20 protein-coding genes and 1 tRNA gene are annotated in these 21,217 nt (G+C 71.4%); 11 read left to right on the top strand and 10 right to left on the bottom strand.

Annotated elements, in window-relative coordinates:
* The first annotated feature begins 309 nt into the window (after positions 1-309).
* On the top strand, positions 310-3,306 hold the full coding sequence (locus ACWEN0_RS10810; protein ID WP_451971525.1) for an ATP-binding protein: 2,997 nt from the start codon (positions 310-312) through the stop codon (positions 3,304-3,306).
* 91 nt (positions 3,307-3,397) lie between these two features.
* A complete protein-coding gene (locus ACWEN0_RS10805; protein WP_451972010.1) occupies positions 3,398-4,006 on the top strand; it encodes a hypothetical protein in 609 nt (202 codons plus the stop codon).
* Position 4,007: 1 nt separating this feature from the next.
* Here the strand turns inward: ACWEN0_RS10805 and ACWEN0_RS10800 are convergent, their stop codons facing one another.
* From ACWEN0_RS10800 to ACWEN0_RS10785, 4 genes are all read right to left on the bottom strand, one after another.
* Positions 4,008-4,718 (bottom strand): G1 family glutamic endopeptidase, encoded by a 711-nt coding sequence (locus ACWEN0_RS10800; protein ID WP_451971523.1) that lies wholly within the window; start codon positions 4,716-4,718, stop codon positions 4,008-4,010.
* A 231-nt stretch (positions 4,719-4,949) separates the two neighbouring features.
* Entirely contained in the window at positions 4,950-5,999 is a 1,050-nt protein-coding gene (locus ACWEN0_RS10795; protein WP_451971520.1) for an ABC transporter substrate-binding protein, read from the bottom strand.
* A gap of 14 nt (positions 6,000-6,013) precedes the next feature.
* Positions 6,014-6,901, bottom strand: coding sequence for an ABC transporter permease (locus ACWEN0_RS10790; protein WP_451971517.1), 888 nt, complete (start codon positions 6,899-6,901; stop codon positions 6,014-6,016).
* A complete protein-coding gene (locus ACWEN0_RS10785) occupies positions 6,891-7,697 on the bottom strand; it encodes an ABC transporter ATP-binding protein (RefSeq protein ID WP_451971514.1) in 807 nt (268 codons plus the stop codon). The genes ACWEN0_RS10790 and ACWEN0_RS10785 overlap by 11 nt, the downstream gene beginning before the upstream one ends.
* A 194-nt stretch (positions 7,698-7,891) precedes the next feature.
* Here ACWEN0_RS10785 and ACWEN0_RS10780 point away from each other — a divergent pair, with 194 nt between their 5' ends.
* Together ACWEN0_RS10780 and ACWEN0_RS10775 are read left to right on the top strand one after the other, a co-directional pair.
* The gene (locus ACWEN0_RS10780) at positions 7,892-9,469 is read left to right on the top strand and encodes a sensor histidine kinase (RefSeq protein WP_451972007.1); all 1,578 of its coding nucleotides are present in this window, start codon (positions 7,892-7,894) and stop codon (positions 9,467-9,469) included.
* Positions 9,466-10,125, top strand: coding sequence for a response regulator (locus ACWEN0_RS10775; protein WP_451971511.1), 660 nt, complete (start codon positions 9,466-9,468; stop codon positions 10,123-10,125). The genes ACWEN0_RS10780 and ACWEN0_RS10775 overlap by 4 nt, the downstream gene beginning before the upstream one ends.
* Before the next feature lie 2 nt (positions 10,126-10,127).
* Here the strand turns inward: ACWEN0_RS10775 and ACWEN0_RS10770 are convergent, their stop codons facing one another.
* Positions 10,128-10,778: a hypothetical protein gene (locus tag ACWEN0_RS10770; protein WP_451971508.1), complete on the bottom strand. Its 651-nt coding sequence runs from the start codon at positions 10,776-10,778 to the stop codon at positions 10,128-10,130.
* A gap of 145 nt (positions 10,779-10,923) precedes the next feature.
* The gene (locus tag ACWEN0_RS10765) at positions 10,924-11,742 is read right to left on the bottom strand and encodes an SDR family oxidoreductase (protein WP_451971505.1); all 819 of its coding nucleotides are present in this window, start codon (positions 11,740-11,742) and stop codon (positions 10,924-10,926) included.
* Between the two features lie 129 nt (positions 11,743-11,871).
* Here ACWEN0_RS10765 and ACWEN0_RS10760 point away from each other — a divergent pair, with 129 nt between their 5' ends.
* Both ACWEN0_RS10760 and ACWEN0_RS10755 read left to right on the top strand, forming a co-directional pair.
* A complete protein-coding gene (locus tag ACWEN0_RS10760; protein WP_451971503.1) occupies positions 11,872-12,675 on the top strand; it encodes a trypsin-like serine peptidase in 804 nt (267 codons plus the stop codon).
* A gap of 8 nt (positions 12,676-12,683) precedes the next feature.
* Positions 12,684-12,908: an RNA-binding S4 domain-containing protein gene (locus ACWEN0_RS10755; RefSeq protein ID WP_451971500.1), complete on the top strand. Its 225-nt coding sequence runs from the start codon at positions 12,684-12,686 to the stop codon at positions 12,906-12,908.
* Here ACWEN0_RS10755 and ACWEN0_RS10750 read toward each other — a convergent pair.
* The gene (locus ACWEN0_RS10750) at positions 12,905-13,846 is read right to left on the bottom strand and encodes an Ldh family oxidoreductase (RefSeq protein WP_451971497.1); all 942 of its coding nucleotides are present in this window, start codon (positions 13,844-13,846) and stop codon (positions 12,905-12,907) included. The genes ACWEN0_RS10755 and ACWEN0_RS10750 overlap by 4 nt on opposite strands.
* 102 nt (positions 13,847-13,948) lie before the next feature.
* Between ACWEN0_RS10750 and ACWEN0_RS10745 the strand changes: the two genes are divergently transcribed.
* From ACWEN0_RS10745 to ACWEN0_RS10735, 3 genes are all read left to right on the top strand, one after another.
* On the top strand, positions 13,949-14,230 hold the full coding sequence (locus ACWEN0_RS10745) for a DUF2277 domain-containing protein (RefSeq protein ID WP_451971494.1): 282 nt from the start codon (positions 13,949-13,951) through the stop codon (positions 14,228-14,230).
* 31 nt (positions 14,231-14,261) lie between these two features.
* Positions 14,262-15,101, top strand: a complete 840-nt coding sequence (locus ACWEN0_RS10740) for a patatin-like phospholipase family protein (RefSeq protein WP_451971491.1) — start codon at positions 14,262-14,264, stop codon at positions 15,099-15,101.
* Between the two features lie 151 nt (positions 15,102-15,252).
* Positions 15,253-15,339, top strand: a tRNA-Ser gene (locus ACWEN0_RS10735).
* Positions 15,340-15,375: 36 nt separating this feature from the next.
* On the opposite strand, the gene ACWEN0_RS10730 is transcribed toward ACWEN0_RS10735, so the two are convergent.
* A complete protein-coding gene (locus tag ACWEN0_RS10730) occupies positions 15,376-15,849 on the bottom strand; it encodes a MarR family winged helix-turn-helix transcriptional regulator (protein ID WP_451971489.1) in 474 nt (157 codons plus the stop codon).
* 513 nt (positions 15,850-16,362) lie between these two features.
* On the opposite strand from ACWEN0_RS10730, the gene ypfJ reads away from it, so the two are divergent.
* Positions 16,363-17,298: a KPN_02809 family neutral zinc metallopeptidase gene (ypfJ, locus tag ACWEN0_RS10725; RefSeq protein ID WP_451971486.1), complete on the top strand. Its 936-nt coding sequence runs from the start codon at positions 16,363-16,365 to the stop codon at positions 17,296-17,298.
* A gap of 49 nt (positions 17,299-17,347) precedes the next feature.
* On the opposite strand, the gene ACWEN0_RS10720 is transcribed toward ypfJ, so the two are convergent.
* Positions 17,348-18,892, bottom strand: a complete 1,545-nt coding sequence (locus ACWEN0_RS10720; protein WP_451971483.1) for a M28 family metallopeptidase — start codon at positions 18,890-18,892, stop codon at positions 17,348-17,350.
* A gap of 82 nt (positions 18,893-18,974) precedes the next feature.
* On the opposite strand from ACWEN0_RS10720, the gene ACWEN0_RS10715 reads away from it, so the two are divergent.
* On the top strand, positions 18,975-19,952 hold the full coding sequence (locus ACWEN0_RS10715) for an NAD(P)H-quinone oxidoreductase (protein WP_451971480.1): 978 nt from the start codon (positions 18,975-18,977) through the stop codon (positions 19,950-19,952).
* Here ACWEN0_RS10715 and ACWEN0_RS10710 read toward each other — a convergent pair.
* Positions 19,949-21,148: a cysteine desulfurase-like protein gene (locus ACWEN0_RS10710; protein ID WP_451971477.1), complete on the bottom strand. Its 1,200-nt coding sequence runs from the start codon at positions 21,146-21,148 to the stop codon at positions 19,949-19,951. The genes ACWEN0_RS10715 and ACWEN0_RS10710 overlap by 4 nt on opposite strands.
* Between the last annotated feature and the right edge of the window lie 69 nt (positions 21,149-21,217).

The raw sequence follows: 21,217 nt of genomic DNA, 5'->3' as shown, positions 1-21,217 counted from the left end.
CGGACGTATCCCCTGCTCCAAGCGGTCCCGACCGCAGGTCGTCACCCGGTCGGACAGGTCCTTAAGTAGGGTTTCCGTGGACTACTTTCAGTAGCCGGGACACCGCCCGGAACGCGGTAAGCGCCACCGGAACGCGGTAGGCGCGGAGATTTTCCACGCGCAGTGACGCCGGACCCGCGAATCCCGCGGCGATCCGGTGACGGCGGGTAGGCGAACGTGTGAGGGCCGTGCCGGCCACGTATTCGGTTAATGGTTTACGGGGCGAGAGGCGCTGCTTAGGCTCCCGCGCACAACGTCGAGGAGGTCCGTATGTGGCTGACGGCTCCCCGCCCCACCTCGGTCTCCGTCCGGTCCGGACCCGCCCGGCTGACCGGCCGCGACGCCGAGCTCGACGCTATCGTCGACGTGCTCCGGCGGCGCCCGGCGGCCGTGCTGATCGAGGGCGAGCCCGGCATGGGCCGCACCCGGCTGCTCGCGGAGATCGGGCGCCGCAAGGAGTTCGACGGCGGCCGGGTGCTGACCGGCGCCTGCCAGCCGCTGCGCGAACCGTTCCCCTACGGGCCGGTGCTGGAAGCGCTTCGCACGGTGACATCCGGGGCCTCGCCCCGGGCCGGGGGCTTCGCCACCCGGACCCCCGAAACGCATGCCGTGACGTCCGGTGCTTCGCCGCAAACGAGCGAGGTGCCTCTCGGACCGCTCAGCCCGGTCGCCGGGGTGCTGCGGCCGCTGCTGCCGGAGCTCGCGGAAGCGCTTCCCCCGCGTCCCGAGCCCCTCGCCGACCCGGTGGCCGAGCGCCACCGCGTGTTCCGCGCGATCCGGGAGCTGCTGGCCGCGTGCGGGCCCACCCTGGTGCTGATCGACGACCTCCAGTGGGCCGACGAGGACACCCGCGACCTCCTGCGGTTCCTCGCCGGGTCGATGCCGCCGGAGCTGGCGGTGGTCGCCACCTACCGGTCCGCGACCGATGTCCGCCCCGGGCCGCTCGGCGCGCCGTTCCGGACCGATGCCTCGGTGCACTCCGCCCGCGTCGCGCTCGGCGCGCTGGACGTCACCGCGGTCCGGAAGCTCGCGGTCGAAATCCTCGAACTGCCCCGGGTCACCGACGAGTTCGCGGCCAAGCTGCACGAGTGCACGGCCGGGATCCCGTTCGTGGTCGAGGAAACCCTGCGCGCGCTGCGCGAAGCGGCCGAGCGGCTGCCGGTCGGCGAAGTCCTTTCCGACCGGATGCTGGAGAACCTCGAAGTCCCGGTGCTGCTGCGGGAGGCCGTCACCGAACGGCTTTCCGCGCTGCCCGGGCCGGCCGCGCAACTGGCCGGCGCGGCCGCGGTGCTCGGCGTCGGCGCCGAAGCCGCCGTGCTCGGCGAACTGGCCGGGCTGCCGGAAGACACCCTGCGCACGGCGTTGCTCGCGACGTTGTCCGGCGGGGTGCTCGGCGAAGTCGGCGACGGCAAGTACGGCTTCCGGCACCCGTTGGCGCGCAAGGCGGTCTACGACACGGTGAGCGGGCCCGAACGCGCGTTGCTGCACTCGCAGGCGATCCGCGTGCTGGCCGCGCAGCCGTCGCCGCCGCTCACGTTGCTGGCCCGGCATTCCCGCGCGGCGGGCCGCGTCGACCAGTGGCGGCACTACGCCGAAGCGGCCGCCGACGAAGCCATCACGCGCGGCGAGACGTCCCGCGCGATCGACCTCCTCCAGTCGGTGCTGGCCGAGCCGGGCCCGGCGGAGTCCGACGTCGGGCGCGTCGCCGGCAAGCTGAGCCAGGTCGCGCTGCGCGGGTTCCGCCCCGACGTCATCGGCACCCTCGAGCGCGTCCTCGAAGAGGTGACGCTGCCGCCGTCGGTCCGCGGCTCGATCCGGCTCAGCCTCGGCATGCTGCAGGTCCGGACCATCGGCGGGCTGGGCCGCGGGCGCCTCGAAGTCGAGCGCGCGATCGGCGAGCTGACCGACCGGCCCGACCTGGCGGCCCGCGGGATCACGCTGCTGGCCCAGCCGATCGACGGCCTGACGCCGTTGTCCTGGCACGAATCCTGGCGCGCCCGCGCGGGCGAGGTGTACGAGCGGCTCGACGACCCCGAGCTGCGGCTCGCCCTGACCGCCGACCGCATCGCGGCGGCCTCGCACGTCGGCGACGGCTCGGCGTGGGCGGAGTTCGAGGCGCTGTCGGACACCGTCGGCACGGTCGCCGAGCGCGTCCAGCTGGCCCGGCTGTGGTGCAACCTCGCCGACGGCCAGTCGTGGGCCGGTCACCTCGACCGCGCGGAACGGCTGGTGACCGAAGGCGTCCGGCGCGCGACCGACGCGGGTGCGTTGTACGCGATCGGCCTGATCCAGGGCACGCGCGTCCGGCTCGACTGGGTGCGCGGGCGCTGGCACGGCCTCGCCGAAACGGCCGAGCAGCTGCGCGACAGCTACCCGGAGCTGGGCCCGATCGTCATGGAGTCGTCGCTGGTGCTCGGCGGGCTCGCGGCCGTGCGCGGCGAGTTCGCCGCCGCGCAACGGCACCTGACCGCGGCGAGCGTGCACGCGCCGGACCGCGGGCCGATCCCGGTGGTGCTCTCGGCGGCCGGCGTGCTGATCACGGTGCTGCTCGCGACCGACGACGTCGACGGCGCCTGCGCGGCGGCGGACACCGCGGTGGCCGCGGCCGGCCGCAAGGGCGTCTGGATCTGGGCGGCGGGGCTGGTCCCGGCCGCGGCCCAGGCCTACGCGCGGGCCGGGCGCTGGCCGGAGGCCGACAGCGTGGTCGAGGCGTTCGCCCGCGGTATCGAAGGCCGGGACGCGCCGGTGGCGTCGGCGGCCCTGGTGGCCGGCCGGGCGGTGCTGCTCGAAGCTCGCGGCAAGCACCTCGCCGCGGCGGCGCTGTTCGACGAAGCCGCGTCGGGCTACGCGGCGCTGCCGATGCCCTACCCCGCGACGGCGACGCGGGAACGCGCGGCGATGTGCCGGCTCGCGGCGGGCAACCGGGACGCCGTCGACGAGCTGACGGCCGCGGCCGAGGCGTACGAGCAGCTCGGGGCGACGCGGGACGCCGGGCGGTGCCGTCACCAGCTGCGCGAGCACGGCGCGTGGGCGCCTTCGCAACGCGGGCGGCGGGGGTACGGGAGCGAGCTGTCGCCGCGGGAACGCGAGGTGGCGCGGATGCTCGCGGAGGGCCGGACCAACCGCGAGATCGCGGACGGCCTCTTCCTCTCGCCACGCACGGTCGAACAGCACGTCGCGAAGGTGCTGCGGAAGCTGGGCGCGAGGTCTCGGACGGACGTGGCGCGCAAGCTCCCCGGCGAGGTGACGACCGCACCGGCTGGCTAGCCGGGCGAGGGCGTCCTACGTTGGACGCGTGACAGAAGAGGCACTTCCCGCCTGGCGCCGGCGGACCTCCGGGGAAACGCGCTGGCCCGCGATGGGCGTCGTCGTCGTGACGCTCGCGCTGCAGGTCGCCCTGCCCGACGACATGGCCCTGCGCCCGGCGTGGCTGCTGCCCTCGGTGTCCGGGCTGCTGGTCGTGGCGCTGCTGCTGGTGAACCCCGGCCGGATGTCGGAGTTCAGCGCCGTCGAACGGGTCATTTCGCTGCTGCTGGTCGCCGCCGTGACCGCCGTCAACGCCGGCTCCGCTGTCACGCTCGTCTACAGCATCGCGACCGGCACCATCGGCGACCGCGCCGGCGCCGTGCTCGTCACCGGCGGGATCGTCTACTGGACGAACATCGTCGCCTTCTCGCTCTGGTACTGGGAGTTCGACCGCGGTGGCCCCGGCCGGCGGGCCGCAGGCCGGGCGGAGTTCCCCGACCTGCAGTTCCCGCAGATGGCCGACCCGGACCTGGCGCGCCAGAACTGGGAGCCGTCCTACCTCGACTACCTCTACTTCTCCTTCACCAACGCGGCCGCCTTCAGCCCCACCGACGTCATGCCCCTGCGGATCTGGGCGAAGATGACGATGATGCTGCAGGCGGTCGTGTCGCTGATCCTGGCCGTGATGGTGGTCGCGTGGGCGATCAACAACCTGAAGTGACTCAGTGGCGGGAGATGGTGAAGCTCTGGCCGTCCGAGCCGATCGCCCCCGGGATCCAGGTGTTCGTGCCGCGGTCGTCGGCGTTCAGCCCGGACGGGTTCGTCGAGGCCAGGTTCGTCCCGTTGAACTTGACGCCGGTGAACGTGATGCCGCCCGAGATCGTCGGGTAGGAGTCGGTCGGCGACTCGATGATCGCCTCCGCCGAGGAGTGCTTCGACGTCAGCGACTTCGTGGTGGTCTTCGTCCAGCCCTTGGTGCTGTCGGTCAGGTCGAGCCGGTAGGTGTTCGTGGCGGTCCGCGTCACCGTCGCGGTGATGTGGTCACCCGCGCCGACCGAGACGTTGTAGTACACGGGAGCGGCTGGGTACATCTCGTACCAGGCCGAGTACACCGGACGCCCGCTCGAGCAGTCCGTCTCGACGCCGGTCTGTTCCACTGTGGACGACCCGTCGCCGTCGATGCCGACCCACGGCGCGAACAGGTCGTTGGTCGACCGGCACGTCACCGACGGCTCGGTCCAGCTCGCGGTGGCCGTGGTGAAGCTGCCGAAACTGACGTAACCACCCCAGTTCCCGCCGGAGAACTGGTGACCGTGGAAGTGCGAGCCGTACTCGACCGCGGCGTGCGCGGTGCCGGAAACGGCGAGGCCGGCGGCCGCCGCGGCAACCGCCGTGAGGACGCGGGCAGCACGCGACGCGAGGATTCTGGACATGCGGGGACTCCGTTCACCGAGGGGGACCGGGAAAGCCGTGTGTCCAAGTGTTGGATTCGCGACCGCGAGAAGGTAGCTACTTTCGAAGGGTCTTCACATTCCGGGAAATACTCACCATTTGCCGGAATTGCGCGGGAATGAACGAAAAGACCCGTGAAGGCCTCCGCGGGGGAAGAGGCCTTCACGGGTCATGGACACTCACCAACCGCCCGGTCAGGTGAGCGGGGACTGCTAGCCCTGCTTCGCGGCCGCGTCGACGAACTCGGTCGTGTAGGTCTTCGACAGGTCGATCGAATCCTTCTTCGGCTGCACGTTCTTCGAGAAGCTCGAAAGCACGTTGAGCGCGTTCTTGGCGCCGTCGGCGTCCATCTTCCCGTCGGCGTTGAACATGCCGATGCTGTCCTTGATGGACTTGATGTACAGCGCCTTGTCGCCGCCGCTGTAGGACGCCGGCATCTTCGCCGCGATCTCCTCCGGGCTGTGCTGGCCGATCCACTTCAGCGTGGCCACGAACGCGTTGGCCAGCTTCTGCACGGCGTCCTTGTTCCGGTCCACGAAGTCGCAGCTCATGTACAGCGACGACGCCGGGTACAGCCCGCCCAGCGCGGCCTTTGTGCCCTCGACCGTCCTCAGGTCGTACAGCACCTTCGCCTTGCCGGTGTTCGTCAGCTGTGCGATGGTCGGGTCGGTCGTCATGCCGCCGTCGATGCCGCCGTTGTCCAGGCTCGCGATGAACGTCTGGCCGGCGCCGACCTTCACCGGCGTGTACTGGTCGGCCCCGACGCCCGCCTTCGCCGCCAGCGCCTTCGTGAGGAAGTCGGTGGACGACCCGAGCGACGTGACACCCAGCTTCTTGCCCTTGAAGTCGGCCGAGCTCTTGATCTGGTCGGCGTGCGCGGTGCCGACGACTTCGGCCTCACCGGGGATGTTGGCCATCTGCACCACGCTCTTGATGCACTGGTCCTTGGCCTGCAGGTCGATCGTGTGGTCGTAGAACCCGACCACGCCCTGCACCTGCCCGGCGACGAGCGCGGTCTCGGCGTTGGCACCCGACTGCTCGCTCTGCAGCTCGACGTCGATGCCCTGCGCGGCGAAGTTCCCCAGCTGCTGGGTAAGCATGGCGGGCAGGTAGATGACCTTTTCCAGGCCGCCCACCATGATCGTGACCTTCGGCTTGCCGCCCTCGCCCGTCGCGGCGACGCGGGAGTCCTGGCAGGCGGTGGTCAGCGCCGCCGCCACGGTCAGCGCGGTGAGCACGCCGACGATGCGTCGAATCCTCATCGATTCGTTCCCTTTCAGATGACGGTCTTGTCGGAGGCGGAGGACATCGAGGGCCGCCACCGCAGCAGCCGGCCTTCGAGGTTCCCGATGCCCCACTCGGCGAACAGGGCGACGACGGTGATGATGATCATCGCGGCGTAGATGCCCGCGGAGTCGAACGTGCCCTGCGCGTTCGAGATGAGGAAGCCGATGCCGGCCTTGGACCCGGCATACTCGCCGACGACCGCGCCGATCAGCGCGAAGCCGAACGCGGTGTGCAGCGAAGACAGGATCCACGACGTCGCGCTCGGCAGCACGATCGCCTTGATCACCTGCATCCGGCCCGCGCCGAGGATGCGCGCGTTGTCGATCAGGTTGCGGTCCACCTCGCGGGCGCCGGTGAAGGCGTTGAAGAACACCACGAAGAACACCAGCACGACGACGGTGGCGACCTTCGACGCCAGCCCCAGCCCGAACCAGATCACGAACAGCGAGGCGAGCACGATGCGCGGCACGGCGTTGGCGGCCTTGATGAACGGCGCGAGCACGTCGGCCAGGTACTGGCTGCGGCCCAGGACCACGCCGAGGATCACGCCGGCCACCGCGCCGATCGCGAAGCCGACCAGGGCTTCCTCGACGGTGACCCACAGCTGGTACCAGAGCGAACCGAAGTCGGTGCCGCTCGTGACCCACTGGCTGAGCCGCTCCCAGATCCGGGACGGCTTCGAGTAGAAGAACGGGTCGATCCAGTAGGTCGCGGTCAGCTCCCAGCTGCCGAGCCAGACGACCACCAGCGCCAGCCGCAGCAACCAGGTGTTGCGCCTCCGGCGGGACGTCGCCCGCTTCGCCTTCGTCAGGATGTCCTGTTCGGTTTCCAGCACCGGCAGCGAAGTGGCCGGAGCGGCGGGGGTCTCAAGCGACATTGCTCGCTCCCTTCTCGCGGGCCTTGTCGACCTCGCTGCGCAACGATTCCCAGATGTCCGCGTAGAGCTTGCGGAACTCGTCGGTGAGCCGGAGGTCCTCGACCTTCCGCGGCCGCTCCAGGGGAATTTCGAAGACGTCCTTCACGGTGGCAGGCGACGACGTGAGCACGACGACCTTGTCCGCTAGCGCGATGGCCTCGTCGAGGTCGTGGGTCACGAAGATCACCGCGGCCCCCGAACCGGACCACAGCCGCAGCAGCTCGTCCTGCATCAGTGCCCGCGTCTGGACGTCCAGGGCCGAGAACGGCTCGTCCATCAGCATGATCTTCGGCTTGGTGACCAGCGTCTGGGCCAGCGCGACGCGCTTGCGCATACCGCCGGAGAGCTGGTGCGGGTAGTACTTCTCGAACCCGGCGAGCCCGACCCGGGCGATCCAGTCGACGGCCTGCGCACGGGCCTCGGCCTTCGGGACACCGCGGAAGCGCGGGCCGGAAGCGACGTTGTCCAGCACCGACCGCCACGGCATCACGGCGTCGGTCTGGAACATGTAGCCGACACCGTCCGGAATGGACTTCACGTCTTCGCCGTTGACCCGCACCCGGCCGGCGGACGGCGGCTGCAGCCCGGAGACCAGCGAGAGCGTCGTCGACTTGCCACAGCCCGTCGGGCCGACGACGGCGACGAACTCGCCGGGCTGCACGGTCATGGTCAGGTCGCGGACGGCCGTGTGCACGGAACCGGACCCGCTCGGGAACCGTTTGGTGGCTCCGGTGAGTTCGATCAGAGGGGGGACCATCGGGGGGTGACTCCTTCGTCACGTGGTGGGGGTCACGCGTTGGGAGAGGACGTTAAGTACGTGTGGCGAGCGCGTGAAGCTTGTCGACGTTCTCCGCGCGAGCTGTGCGTTCTGAATGTTTTGCTCATTTAGCGCACGGCGCTGACCAGGGGGTATGGTTCCGAGCCATGCCAAAGTGGGCGCTCTTCCCGCGGATGCGGTTCAGCAGGCAGGTGCTGCTGCTGCAGATCGGCGTCGTCGTGCTCGTCGTCGGGGTCGGCGTCGCGCTGGTGAGCGTGCTCCTCTCCCGCACCCTCACCGACCAGTACGGCCGCCGCGCCCTGGCCATCGCGAAGTCCGTCGCCGCGGACCCGGTCGTCGTCGCGGACGCGGCCGCGAAGATCCCCGGCGGGCCGCTCGAAGAACGCGTTCTCGCCGTCACGAAGGCCAACGACGCGCTGTTCGTCGTCATCACCGACGACAAGGGCATCCGGCTGGCGCACCCGACGCCGAGCGAGATCGGCAAGCCGGTCAGCACCCCGCCGGACGTCGCCCTCGCCGGCGGCGACGAGGTCAGCGCGGTGCAGAGCGGCACACTCGGCCTGTCCGTGCGCAGCAAGACCCCGATCTGGCAGGGACCACGGGTGGTCGGCGAGGTGAGCGTCGGCTTCGAAGTCGGCGATCCGACCGGCGACTTCAACCGGCTCCTGGTGATCACCCTGCTCTTCGCGGGTGGCGCGCTGCTGCTCGGCGCGGGCGCGTCGGCGCTGCTGAACCGGCGGCTTCGGCGCGTCACGCACGGCCTCGAGCCGCACGAGCTGACCGAACTGCTCTACGAACGCGAAGCCGTGCTGCACGGCATCGGCGAAGGCGTGCTCGCGGTCGACGAAGCCAACCGCGTCTCGGTGCGCAACGACGAAGCGGAACGGCTGCTGGGCACCGAACTCCCGATCGGCGCGGCGATGGCCGAGCTCGAGCTGAGCCCGCGGCTGCACAAGGCCGTCGGGGAAGGACGGCCGGTCGACAACCTCCTGGCCGTGGCCGGGAACCGGGTGCTCGTCATCAACTCGCGCGCCGTCCGCCTCGACGACCGGCCGATCGGCACCGTGCTGACCTTCCGCGACCGCACCGACCTCGACACGCTCACCCGGGAGCTCGACGGCATCCGCGCGCTCTCCGACGGCCTCCGCGCGCAACGCCACGAGTTCGCGAACCGGCTGCACACGCTCTACGGGCTGCTCCAGCTCGGCCACCACACCGAAGCCGTCGAATACCTGCAGACGCTGACGGACTCGCCGTCCGCGCGGCCGAGCGAGCTCGGCGACGCCGTCGCGGACCCGTACCTGCAGGCGCTGCTCGTCGCGAAAACCGAGCAGGCGCAGGAAAAGGGCCTCACGCTGAAGCTGGCCGACGACACCTGGGTGCCCACGACCGTGACCGACCCGATCGCCGCCAACACCGTGATCGGCAACCTCGTCGACAACGCGCTGCACGCCGCCCGGATGGGCCCGCGGCGGCCGGCGACCGTCGAGGTCAGCCTGCTCGCCGAGGGCGGCACGCTGCACCTGTCCGTTGTGGACAGTGGCACCGGTGTGCCGGAAGAGCTGCGGGGGACGTTGTTCGACGAAGGCGTCTCGACGAAGCTCGCCCCCGGCCACGGGCTCGGCCTGGCGCTGGCCCGCCAGGCCGCGCGCGCCCACGGTGGCGACGTCTGGCTGGCCGGCCCCGGCGACGGCGAGACGGGAGCCCTGTTCGTCGCGAAACTGCCCGGAATGCTGACGGAGGACGGATGATCCGCACGCTCATCGTCGACGACGACTTCCGCGTCGCCGGGGTGCACGCCGGGTTCGTCGAGGAGGTCGACGGCTTCGCGGTGGTCGGCACCGCGCACACCGCGGCGGAGGCCCGCGCCCGCGTCCGGGAGCTGGCGCCGGACCTGATCCTGCTCGACGTCTACCTGCCCGACGAGTCCGGTCTCGCGGTGCTCCCCGAGCTGCAGACCGACACGATCGTGCTGTCCGCGGCGACCGACAGCGCGTCGGTCGCGGCCGCGATCCGGGCCGGGGCGCTGAACTACCTGATCAAGCCGTTCACCACGCGTCAGCTGGCCGAGCGCCTGACGTCCTACGCGCGCTTCCGCGGCCTGCTCGCCGAGGACCGCGCCTTCGCCCAGGACGACGTCGACCGCGCCTACCGGGTGCTGCACGACCAGGACCGGACGTCCGCGCCCAAGGGCCAGTCGACGGCGACGTCCCGGCTCGTCTCGGAACAACTGCGGCGCGCCGGGCGTCCGCTGTCGGCGGCGGAGGTCGCGGGCGAGCTGGGCATGGCGCGGGCGACGGCGCAGCGCTACCTCACGGCGCTGGCGGAGTCGGGGACCGTCCAGATGCGGCTGCGCTACGGCGCCACGGGCCGCCCCGAGCACGAATACCGCTGGTCAGGAGCCTGACGTCAGCGGCCGATCGTGGTCGTCTCGGAGCGGTACTGGTACTGCTGCATCATGCTCTCGGCCACGGTCACCCAGGACTGGACCGGGTTGGCCGCCGAGGGCGAAGGCTTCGACGAGGGCAGGTCGACGCGCGGCACGTCCTCCTCGTCCTGAACGGACTTCTTCGCCTGCGGTTTCGCCTGCACCTGCACGCGTTTCGGCGCCGGCTTCGCGGGCACCGGCACGAACACCGTCGTCGGCGCCGGGGTGGCCACCGGCGCCTGCGGGGCCTGCGGCTGCGGCGCGGGCGCTTCGGCGACGGCCGGGCGCGCGTCCAGCTGGGCCACGTCGGCCGGGCTCGGGCCGAACAGGCTCCCGGTGAACATCCCGCCGGCCAGCCAGCCGAGGCCGACGAGCACCACCGCGGCGCCGGTGCCGAGCCAGGTGCGGGCACGCCGCCGGATCACGACCGACTTCGGGCGGAGGTCCTGGTCGCACACCGGCGGCCGGGTGTAGATCGGCTCGTCGGCCGGGACGTCGTCGTCGGTGCGGCGGCGCTGGGGCAGGCTCGCCGCGATGATGCCGGTGCGGTCCAGCAGCTCGGCCGCGGCGCGGTCGCTGGTCGAACGGGCCGCAGTGTGCTGTGCGGCGCGCAGCGGTGCGGCGCGAAGCATCGGGACCTCCGGTAAGGGGCTCACGGACCCCACGCATTCTGGACCATTTCGGACGAGTCTGTCAGAAACGCAACTCCATTGGGTGAAGCCTATTGCGATCAGACCGCCGCGCGAACCGACCCGAAAGTCGTAGTCCGAATGCTTTTCAGCTTTCCATCTGCTTGAGCCCCATCCGCGCCAGCAGGGCGAGCGGGCGCTGGTACGCCGACCCGAGCACGCGCGGGATGGCGTCGATCACGTAGGCGTCCGGTCCGATGAGGATCCTCGCCGACTTCCGCTCGATCCCGCGCAGGATCGTCTGTGCCGCCTTCTCCGGCGTCGTCTTCGCGATGCGTTCGAAGCCCTGCGCGGCCTTCTCCTGGTCGTCGGCGATGCTGCGCGCGTTGCGCACGATGTTCGTCTTGATCCCGCCGGGGTGCACGCAGCTCACCGCGACCGGGTACCGCGCGATCAGCATTTCCTCACGCAGCGCTTCGGTGAATCCGCGGACCGCGAACTTCGCCGCGTTGTACGCGCTCTGCGTCGGCACGCCGACGAAGCCGAACACGCTGGAAATGTTCACGACGTGCCCGTCACCGGACGCGATCAAGTGCGGCAGGAACGCCTTCGTCCCGTTCACGACGCCGCCGAGGTTGATCCCCATCAGCCAGTCGTAGTCCTCGAAAGTCATCTCTTCGACGGTCGCGCCGAGCGCCACGCCCGCGTTGTTGACGACGACGTTGACCCGGCCGAACTCCTCGGCGACCTCTTCGGCGTGCGCGAGCACGGCGGCGCGGTCGGCGACGTCCAGGGTGAACGCGCGCGCGTTGTCGCCGGCCAGCTTCGCCGTCTCCTCCGCGTTGGCGGCGTTGACGTCGGAAACGGCGACCCGTGCCCCGCGCCGGGCGAACTCGCACGCCAGTGCCCGGCCGATGCCCGAGCCCGCCCCGGTGACCACCGCGACCTTGTCCGCGAACTGCTTCATCGGCCCTCCCGCCGGTTGGGTGTTACTCCCGAGTTACGGATACTAGCGGCTGTGAGCTTCCTGTGGGTGTGCTCATCGTGTCGGCGCTGCACCTTAAGGTGATGGAGTCCGAGCGAGAACGAGGAGGCGATGCGCGTGCGGCGGCCCGCCGTCCTGCTCACCCTCGCCGCCGTCCTGCTGCTCGGGGCGGCTTTCGTCGTGTTCGCGAACCGGCAGCCGCGGGGCGCGGCCACGACCACCCCGGACACCGGGGTGATCGAAGCGGCGCCCGTCTCGACGCCCGACCTGCCCGCGGGATCGAGCCCGGCGGTCGGCGCGCTGTTCGCCGACGGCGTGCACTACTGCACCGCCAGCGTCGTCCACAGCGACCAGGGCGACGTGCTGCTGACCGCGGCCCACTGCATCCACGACGGCGAAGGCGGCGACTACCTCACCGGCGTCACGTTCGCGCCCGGCTACCACAACGGCATCGCGCCCTTCGGCTACTGGACGGTGTCCGACGAGCTCGTCGCGCCGGGCTGGAGCTCGTCGTCCGACCCGGACCTCGACGTCGGCTTCGCCACCGCGCACCAGGACGGCGCCGCGAAGTCCCTGGAAGGCCTGGTCGGGGCGAACACCCTGGCCACCGGCACGGACTTCGAGCAGGCGATCACGCTGACCGGCTACCCGGACGACGCCGAGGTGCCCGCCGTCTGCCAGAACACGACCAGCCGCCAGGACACCTACCAGCTGAAAGTGGACTGCGCGGGCTTCCCGACGGGCACCAGCGGCGGCCCGTGGGTCGCCGGCGCGGACCCCAAGACCCGGCTCGGCACGGTCATCGGCGTGATCGGCGGCTACGAGTCCGGCGGCGACGACCCCGACACGTCCTACTCGAGCTACTTCGACAAGGACGTCCAGGCCCTCTACCGGCAGACGACCGCCCGGGCATGATGCGGGGTATGAGCGATCCCGTCGACGTACCCATCACCGGCGAGCCGATCCGGCTCGGCCAGTTCCTCAAGCTGGCCGGCCTCGCCGAAGACGGCTCCCACGCGAAGGACCTGATCGACGCGGAGGAGGTCACCGTCAACGGCGAGGTCGAGACCCGCCGCGGCCGCCAGCTGACCGACGGCGACGTCGTGGCCGTCGGCCCCGACCGCGGCAAGGTCGTCCTGGTCCACTAGCCCACGCTGGTCAGCGGCGGCAGCCCGAGCGACGCGGCCAGCGCGTCCAGCTGCCGCCGGACCGGGCCGGCCAGCGGCACGCCCAGCGCGCGGCACTGCTCGAGGTGCTGGGCCTCGCGCCAGCCCGGGTAGCGGATCGGCGCGCCGCCCTCCCAGCCGAGCATGCTGCCGAACAACGCGCTCGCCGCGCGGTAGAAGCCGTCGGCGCTGCGCAACGTCGTCGGCGCGATCGCCAGGACCAGCAGGCCCGTGTCGTGCTCGTGGTCGGCGACGCCGGAGAGCACCCCGGCGAGCACCTCCACCAGCAGGGTCAGCCCTGCGGCTTCCGAGCCGGGGCGGTCCATGTCGAAGACGAACTCGGGGTACGCGCCACCCGGCGCCGCCATGCCGAGCGGGTTCACCGGGTCGCCGGGTTCGCCGCCCGCGGCGAGCACCAGCCCGATCATCGCGTGCGGCAGCGCCCGCGCGGCGTGGTGCCCGGCCCGGCCGAACGGCCCGATCCCGCGCAGCGAAACGAGCCCGACCCCGAAGCGCCCGGCCCGCGTCACCGCCCGGTCCATGGCGTCGCCGACGGCCCACAACCCGGACGCGCGGCGGTAGTCGAGCAGGGCGGCGGCCCCGCGGTCGGCGATCATCAGCGGCTCGGCGTGCGGCACGACGAGCCCGCTTTCCAGCAGGGGCAAGTGGATCCGGGCCAGATCGGCGACGCCGAACTCCGGTGAACCGGTCAGATCGCCGTGGCACAGGGCTTCCGCGGCCATCCGGGCCCGGGGTTCGGGGAAGCCGTGGGCGGCGAAGACGTGTGCCACGAGGGTGACCAGTTCGTCGGCCCGCACGCGGGGCCAGGCCTGTTCCGGAATCGGGGTTTCCGGCGTTCCTTCTTCGGCGGTGCGGGGTTCGGGGCGGGCGGAGCGGAAGGGACGCGGTCTGAGAGGCACTCACCCGACCTTGCCCAACGGCCCGTTCGGGCGTCAACGAGCTGGGCCCCGGCCTACCCGACCGTGTGATCGGGACCTCCGAAGCGACGTACCCTGGGCGGCATGTGCCGAAACATCACCACCCTCCGGGGGCTCCAGCCGGCCGCGACGGGCGAGGAGATCGAGGCCGCGGCCCGCCAGTACGTCCGCAAGGTGACCGGCGTGCAGTCGCTGTCGGACGCGACGCGCGAACCGTTCGAAGCCGCGGTCGCCGAGATCACGGAAATCACCACGCGGCTGCTGGAGCAGCTGCCGGAACGCCGTCAGCCACCGGCGACCGTCCCGCCGCTGCGGCGTCCCGAGGTGCGCGCGCGGATCGCGGCCCAGGCGCTGAAGCGCCCGTAAACTGTCGGACCCGCTCGCTAGGCTGCCCGCCATGGGTGGACAGGCTTTGGTACTGGGTGGCGGCGGGGTCGCCGGGATCGCGTGGACGACGGGGGTGCTGACGGGGCTGGCCGAGCACGGCCAGGACCTCACGGGCGCGGACCTGCTCGTCGGGACGTCCGCGGGCGCGGCCGTCGCGGCGCAGGTGACGAGTGGTGTCCCGCTGGACGAGCTCTTCGCGCGGCAGGCCGACCCGGCGCGCCAGACCCCGGAGATCCCGGCGGAGATCGACTTCGAGAAGTTCGCCGCGGCCTTCGGCGACGTGGTCACGGGCACGACGGCCCCGGCCGAGCTCCGCCGCGCGATGGGCGAGCTCGCGCTGCGGGCCGAAACGGTGTCCGAACAGGACCGCCGCGCGGTGATCGAGGCCCGCCTGCCGGTGCACGACTGGCCGGAGCAGTGCCTGGTGATCGTGGCCGTGGACGCGGAAACGGGCGAGCCCCGCCGCTTCGACCGCGCGTCGGGGGTGTCCCTGGTCGACGCGGTGGCGGCGAGCTGCGCGGTCCCGGGCATCTGGCCCCCGGTGACGATCGACGGCCGCCGCTACGTGGACGGCGGCGTCCGCTCGGCGGAGAACGCGGACTACGCAACGGGCTTCACGCGCGTGACGGTGGTTTCCCCGATGGGCACGGACGCCCCGCTGCCGATGGAGAAACCCCTGCTCACAGTGCTCGACGACCTGCGCGAGGCGGGCGCGGAGGTCACGCTGATCACCCCGGACGAGGCTTCGCTGGCGGCGATCGGCGAGAACCCGATGGACCCGGCAGCCCGCACCCCGGCCGCGGAGGCGGGCCGCGCCCAGGGAGCGGCCCTGACCCTCAGCTGGACGTAGCCCGACGGCCGGGCGCGGGTCGGCGACCCGAAGACTCCGGGGCGGATGGCCACGGCCCGTGCCCCGCAGGTGCGCCGTGGTGGCAGGCCACCGTGCCCGGAAGCCCGCCCGAGCGGGGGTGCCGAGTCCGTCGGCTACCCTCGTGGGGCGAGGTAGCGTGTCCGAGCGGTCGAAGGAACATGTCTTGAAAACATGCGAGAGGGCAACCTCTCCGTGGGTTCGAATCCCACCGCTACCGCTTCGGGCCCCGGGCGCGCGGTAGCCGCGCCCGGGTTCAGCCCTCCGCCTCCGACAGGTGGTCCAGCACGCGCTCGAACGCCGCGGCGATCGTCGCCTGTTCCTGGGGGCTCAGCAGGTCGATGAGGTGCTCGCGCACCCCTTCCAGGTGGGTCGGTGCCGCGGTTCGGAGCAGGGCCATGCCCTCCTCCGTCAGCTCCGTGATGACGCCACGCTTGTCCTCGGGGTCCCGCGCCCGCCGGACGACGCCCGCGTCCTCGAGCCGGGCGACCTGGTGGGACAGGCGGCTCTTCGTCGAGCCCATCAGCACGGCCAGCTCCGACATCCGCATCCGGTGGCCGGCCTGCATCTCCAGGCAGACCAGCACCTCGTAGTCGACGAGCGACACTTCGTGCCGGACCGCCAGTTCGCGGTGCAGCCGCTGCCGCAGCCGCAGGGTCGCGACGATGTAGGAGCGCCACGCCGCCATCTCGGCATCGTTCAACCAACGCACAGGCCGCTCCTCGGTCATAAGGCAGCGTAGAACGCTGATCAAGGAACCGCGCGGTCCGACGCCGAACTGCGTGCCCCTGAAAATGCGGTCGCAACATCGCCCGAAGGTGGGGTTACGAAAAGGTTGAGACTCGGCTCGAAAAGGCGCATTCTGCTTGTCGGCGGAAGGTCGGCCAGGGTATGCGGCGCGACGACGGCGACGTGCCGGCCCGGCTCCCCGCCGGGAGAGGTCAGGTGGTTGCGTGGCGGGTGATCCTCGCGGTTGACCGCCAGCTGTGTCCCCGCGACCGGAACGGACCAAGAACGGGCCGGGCGCGATTGTGAACAGCATGTGCGCGGGCTTCTACGGTGCGTTCAGCATCCGGCGTCGATCGGGCCTGTTTCCGGTCACGACCTCCGAAGCCGTGGCGACAGCGCCTGAACGCCGGCCCGGTCGCGGCCAACCGCTCGACCGAAAAGACACAACCTCGGTACAGGTCCTGGGTGCGGCCGCCAGCGCGACGGCCGCACCCAGGCTCGTTACCATTCGCGGGTGAGATTCGACGACGACGCCGGCTTGGACGCCTCCGAAGTCCAAGACCTGCGCGGAAGCGGTGGAGGCGGCGGCGGGATCGGCGGCCGCGTTGCCCTGGGCGGCGGCGGGCTCGGCGTCGTCGGGCTGATCATCTACTTCGTGCTCTCCCAGCTCGGCGGGGTGAGCATCGGTGGCGGCAGCGGGAACAGCCTGAGCGGCGGCCTCGGCAGCGTCGGGTCCGGCCAGCAGGTCGACAACTCGAAGCTGGCGAGCCAGTGCAAGACCGGCGCGGACGCCAACAAGAACCACGACTGCGCGATCGTCGCGATCGTCAACTCCGTGCAGGACTACTGGACGCAGCAGTTCGCGCGCTCCGGTTCGACCTACCGGAAGGCGCCGACGAACTTCTTCAACGGCGGCGTGCGCACCGGGTGCGGCAGCGCCACCTCCGACACCGGGCCGTTCTACTGCCCGGCCGACTCCGAGGTCTACATCGACCTCTCCTTCTTCAACGAGCTGAAGACCCGCTTCGGGGCACAGGGCGGCCTCTTCACGGAGGCGTACGTGCTCGCCCACGAGTACGGGCACCACGTGCAGAACCTGCTCGGGACGTCGAAGAAGGGCACCGGCACGGGCCCGACGTCCGGCTCGGTGCGCCTGGAACTGCAGGCCGACTGCTACGCCGGCGTCTGGGGCAACCACGCCTCGACGACGCCGACCGAGAGCGGCAAGCCGCTGATCACCGACGTCACGCAGGACGACATCAACTCCGCGCTGGACACCGCGTCCCGCATCGGCGACGACTACATCCAGGCGAACCTCGGCGGCGGCCAGGTCGACCGCTCGAAGTTCACCCACGGCACGTCCGCGCAGCGCAAGAAGTGGTTCACCACCGGCTTCCAGACCGGTGACCCGGCCCGCTGCGACACCTTCGGCACGAACAACCTGGGCTGAGACGTGGAGAAGGGGCCGTCCCGGCAGCGGGACGGCCCCTTCTGCATGGTCAGGAAGCCAGCGCGTGCGGGTCGCCGGCCACGGCGCGGGCGGAGAAGTTCCGCTGCGCACCGCGTTCGGCGGCCTTCTGCTTGGCCGTCTTGCTCTTGCCCGGCTGCACGCCGTTGACGCTCTCGGTGCTCGTCCCGTAGACCCCCGTCGCCCAGGCGACGGCGTCCGCGTTGCGGTCGAGCGCGACCCGGTCGACGTTGCCCAGGTTGTCGCAGGCCTGGTGGTAGCAATGGTCGTAGGCGATCCCCGCCGTGCCACCCCACTTCGCGGCCTGCGCGGCGGTCTTGACGCCTTCGGCGCCGGTGAAGAGGCCGCCGGCCGGGATGCCCACCGCGATGAACTCGCCGTAGTCCGAACGCCCGTCGAAGTCGGTGCCCTCGGTCGGGATGCCCTTGGCGTTGAGGTACCCGGCGAGCGTCTGCTCGATCTGCGCCGAGCCGTACGGGCCGGGGCCCGCGCCGACGCCGTCGGAGTCGTCGCCGTCGTAGGCGAAGTACGCCGCGTTCGGCGAGCCGATCATGTCGAAGTTCATGTACAGCGCGATGTCGAGCTGCTGCTCGAAGCTCAGCGAGTCGACGTAGTAGGTCGAGCCGATCAGCCCGAACTCCTCCGCGCTCCAGAACCCGAACCGCACGGCGTTGTTGACCTTCGGCGAGCTGCCGAGCTGCAGCGCGGTCTCGAGCAGGGTCGCCGAGCCGGTGCCGTTGTCGTTGATGCCGGGGCCCGCCGGGACGCTGTCCAGGTGCGAGCCGAGCATCACGACGTTGTCGTGGCGCCCGGTCCTGGTCTCGGCGATGACGTTGTAGCTGGTCCGCGCCTCCTGGATGGTGCGCAGTTCGAGCGTCACGTTCTGGCCGCTCAACGTCGCGAGGTGCGCGCCGTCGGCCGCCGTCACGCCGCCGGTCGGGACCGCGGCGTTCGCCGGGTCGCCGAGCGTGCCGTTCAGCGGGCCGTCGACGTTGTTGTAGATGATCGCGCCGACCGCCCCCGCGGCCGCGGCGTTCTGCTGCTTGACGGCGAACGTGCACCCGCCGCGCGAGATCAGCGCGATCTTGCCGGTGAGGTCGCCGAAGTCGGTGGCTTCGCAGCCCGGGGTCGCGTCACCGGCGGCCGGGACGACGCCCAGCGGCGCGGTGATCCCACCGACCGGGGTGTTCTTCGTGTACTCCATCGCCGTGACCGGCACGTTCGCGCCGCCCGCGGTGAGCTTCTCGGCCAGGGTCTGCGAGTAGGTGAACGGGAACTCCTGGCGGGTCACCTGGTAGCCCGCCGCCTCCAGTTTCGTCGCGATGTACTCGGCGGACTTCCCGTGTCCCTCGGTGCTCGCCGCGCGCGTCCCGCCGTTGGTGTCGGCGAAGCGCTGCAGGGCGACGAGGTGCCGGTTGATGCCGTTGACGGTCACCTTGCTGACGAGCTGTTTCGCCAGGGCCGGGCCATCGGGTTGGGCCGCGGGACCCGCCGCGGCCGGGGTCGTGCCGAACGCGAGCGCCGTACAGGCGGCCAGGGCCGCCGGTACGAACAGTCTTCTTCGTGTGATTGACATGGTTGCTCACCTTTGTTCCGAATGCGAAGAACGTCAATGCGTCATTCGGCGGGAACTTCTCCGTGCGGTATACGGTCGACACATGTACGCGATCACCATCCGTGAACCAGGTGAGCCGGAAGTTCTCGAGTGGGCGGAGGTCGCGGATCCGCGGCCCGGCCCCGGCGAAGTGCTGCTGGACGTCGCGGCGAGCGCGGTCAACCGGGCGGACCTCCTGCAGCGCCAGGGCCACTACCCGCCGCCGCCCGGCGCCAGCGAAACCCTCGGCCTCGAATGCTCCGGCACGATCGCGGAGCTCGGCGAAGGTGTCGAAGGCTGGAACGTCGGCGACGAGGTCTGCGCGCTGCTCGCGGGCGGCGGCTACGCGGAGAAGGCCGTCGTCCCGGCGGGGCAGCTGCTGCCGGTGCCGGGTGAGGTCGGGCTGCTCGCCGCGGCCGGGCTGCCCGAGGTGGCGTGCACGGTGTGGGCGAACGTCGTGATGCACGCGAAGCTCGCCGAGGGCGAGGTGCTGCTCGTCCACGGCGGCGCCGGCGGGATCGGCACGCACGCCATCCAGGTCGGCAAGGCGCTGGGCGCGACCGTCGCCGTCACCGCGGGCTCGGCGGAGCGGCTCGAGCGCTGCCGCCAGCTCGGCGCCGACATCGTGATCAACTACAAGGACGAAGACTTCGTCGAGGTCCTCAAGAAGGAGACCGGCGGCGCGGACGTCGTCCTCGACAACATGGGCGCGGCCTACCTCGGCCGCAACGTCGACGTGCTGAAGCCCGACGGCCGCGTGGTGATCATCGGCATGCAGGGCGGGGTGAAGGGCGAGCTGAACGTCGGCGCGCTGCTCGGCAAGCGGGCCGAGGTGTTCGCGGCGGGCCTGCGGTTCCGGCCGCTGGAGCAGAAGGCCGCGATCGTCGCCGACGTCCGCGAGCGGCTGTGGCCGCTGGTCGAGCAGGGCTCGGTGAAGCCGGTGATCGACCAGGTGGTCCCGATGGCCGAAGCCGCGTCCGCGCACCGCGCGCTCGAAGAGGGTTCGATCTTCGGGAAGGTCCTGCTGGCGGCGAAGTCCTAACGCAGTTCTTCCAGCACGCGCACGAGCTGGTTGATCTCGAAGACGTTGGAGTAGTGGGCGAGCCCGATCCGCACGGCGCCGCCCACTTCTCCGACGCCGAGCGACGCGAAGACACCGGCCGTGCCGTCGTCGGCGAAGGCGCACAACCCCTGTGACGCCAGGTATTCCGCCACTTCGGGTGCCTTCTTGCCCGCGACGGCGAAGGCGAGCGACGGGATGCGGCGCATCGCGTTGCCGATGACCATGATGTGCCGCAGCGAAAGCAGTTCCGTCGACAGCTGCGCGAGCAGCCCGGCGTGGTACGACTTCGCCGAGCCGAGCGAGGTGACCAGGCGCTCGCGGCGCGACCCGGTGGCGGCGTCGTCGAGGCCCGCGAGGTAGTCGATCGACGCGATCAGCCCGGCCAGCAGCGGGTAGGCGTGCGGGCCCAGTTCGAGGCGGGCGGCGCCGCGCGCCATCGGGTCGAGCGAGACCGACGGGATCCGCTCGATCAGCTCGGGGTCGCGGAAGACGAGCGCGCCCACCGACGGCCCGCCCCACGCCTGCGCGGACACGACCATGACGTCCGCGCCGAGCGCGTTGATGTCCAGCGGCAGGAACGGCGCGGCGTACGTGGCGTCGACGACGACGAGCGCGCCGACCCGCTTCGCGAACTCGATGATCGTCGGGACGTCCGGCCGGGTGCCGACGGACCCCGAGGCGAGCGTGACCGCCACGGCCTTCGTGCGCGCCGACACGAGCTGCTCGTACTGCCACGCGGGCAGCTCGCACGTCTCGATGTCGATCTCGCCCCACCGCACCACGGCGCCGACACGCTTCGCGGCGCGCTGCCACGGCGCGAGGTTGGCCTGTTCGTCGAGCCGGGAAACGACGACCTCGTCGCCGATGGTCCAGCGCTCGGCGAGCGCGTCGCAGAGGCGGCGCAGCATCACCGGCGCGCTGGGCCCGAGCACGACGGCGGCCGGGTCGGCACCGACCAGGTCGGCCACGGCCCTGCGGGCCGCGGTCACGATGCTTTCCGCGCGCTGTGAGGCCGGAAACGCTCCGCCCGGCCCGGACACCGGGGCGCGCATCGCCGTGGACACGGCCGAAGCGACCTGTTCCGGGACCAGCATTCCGGCGGCGCCGTCGAAGTGAATCCAGCCGTCACCCAGCGCGGGAAAGAGCCCACGGATACGAGCGACGTCGAACGCCATGGGGACACCGTACGGACGTGCGGTTTCGCCGCGCGCCCGGGGTTGGGTGGAGAGCCACCGCGAACCCCG

It is taken from the genome of Amycolatopsis sp. NPDC004378 (assembly GCF_053602455.1).
The sequence above is the reverse complement of the archived record's forward strand: the minus strand, read 5'-3'. Positions and strand labels throughout refer to the sequence as shown.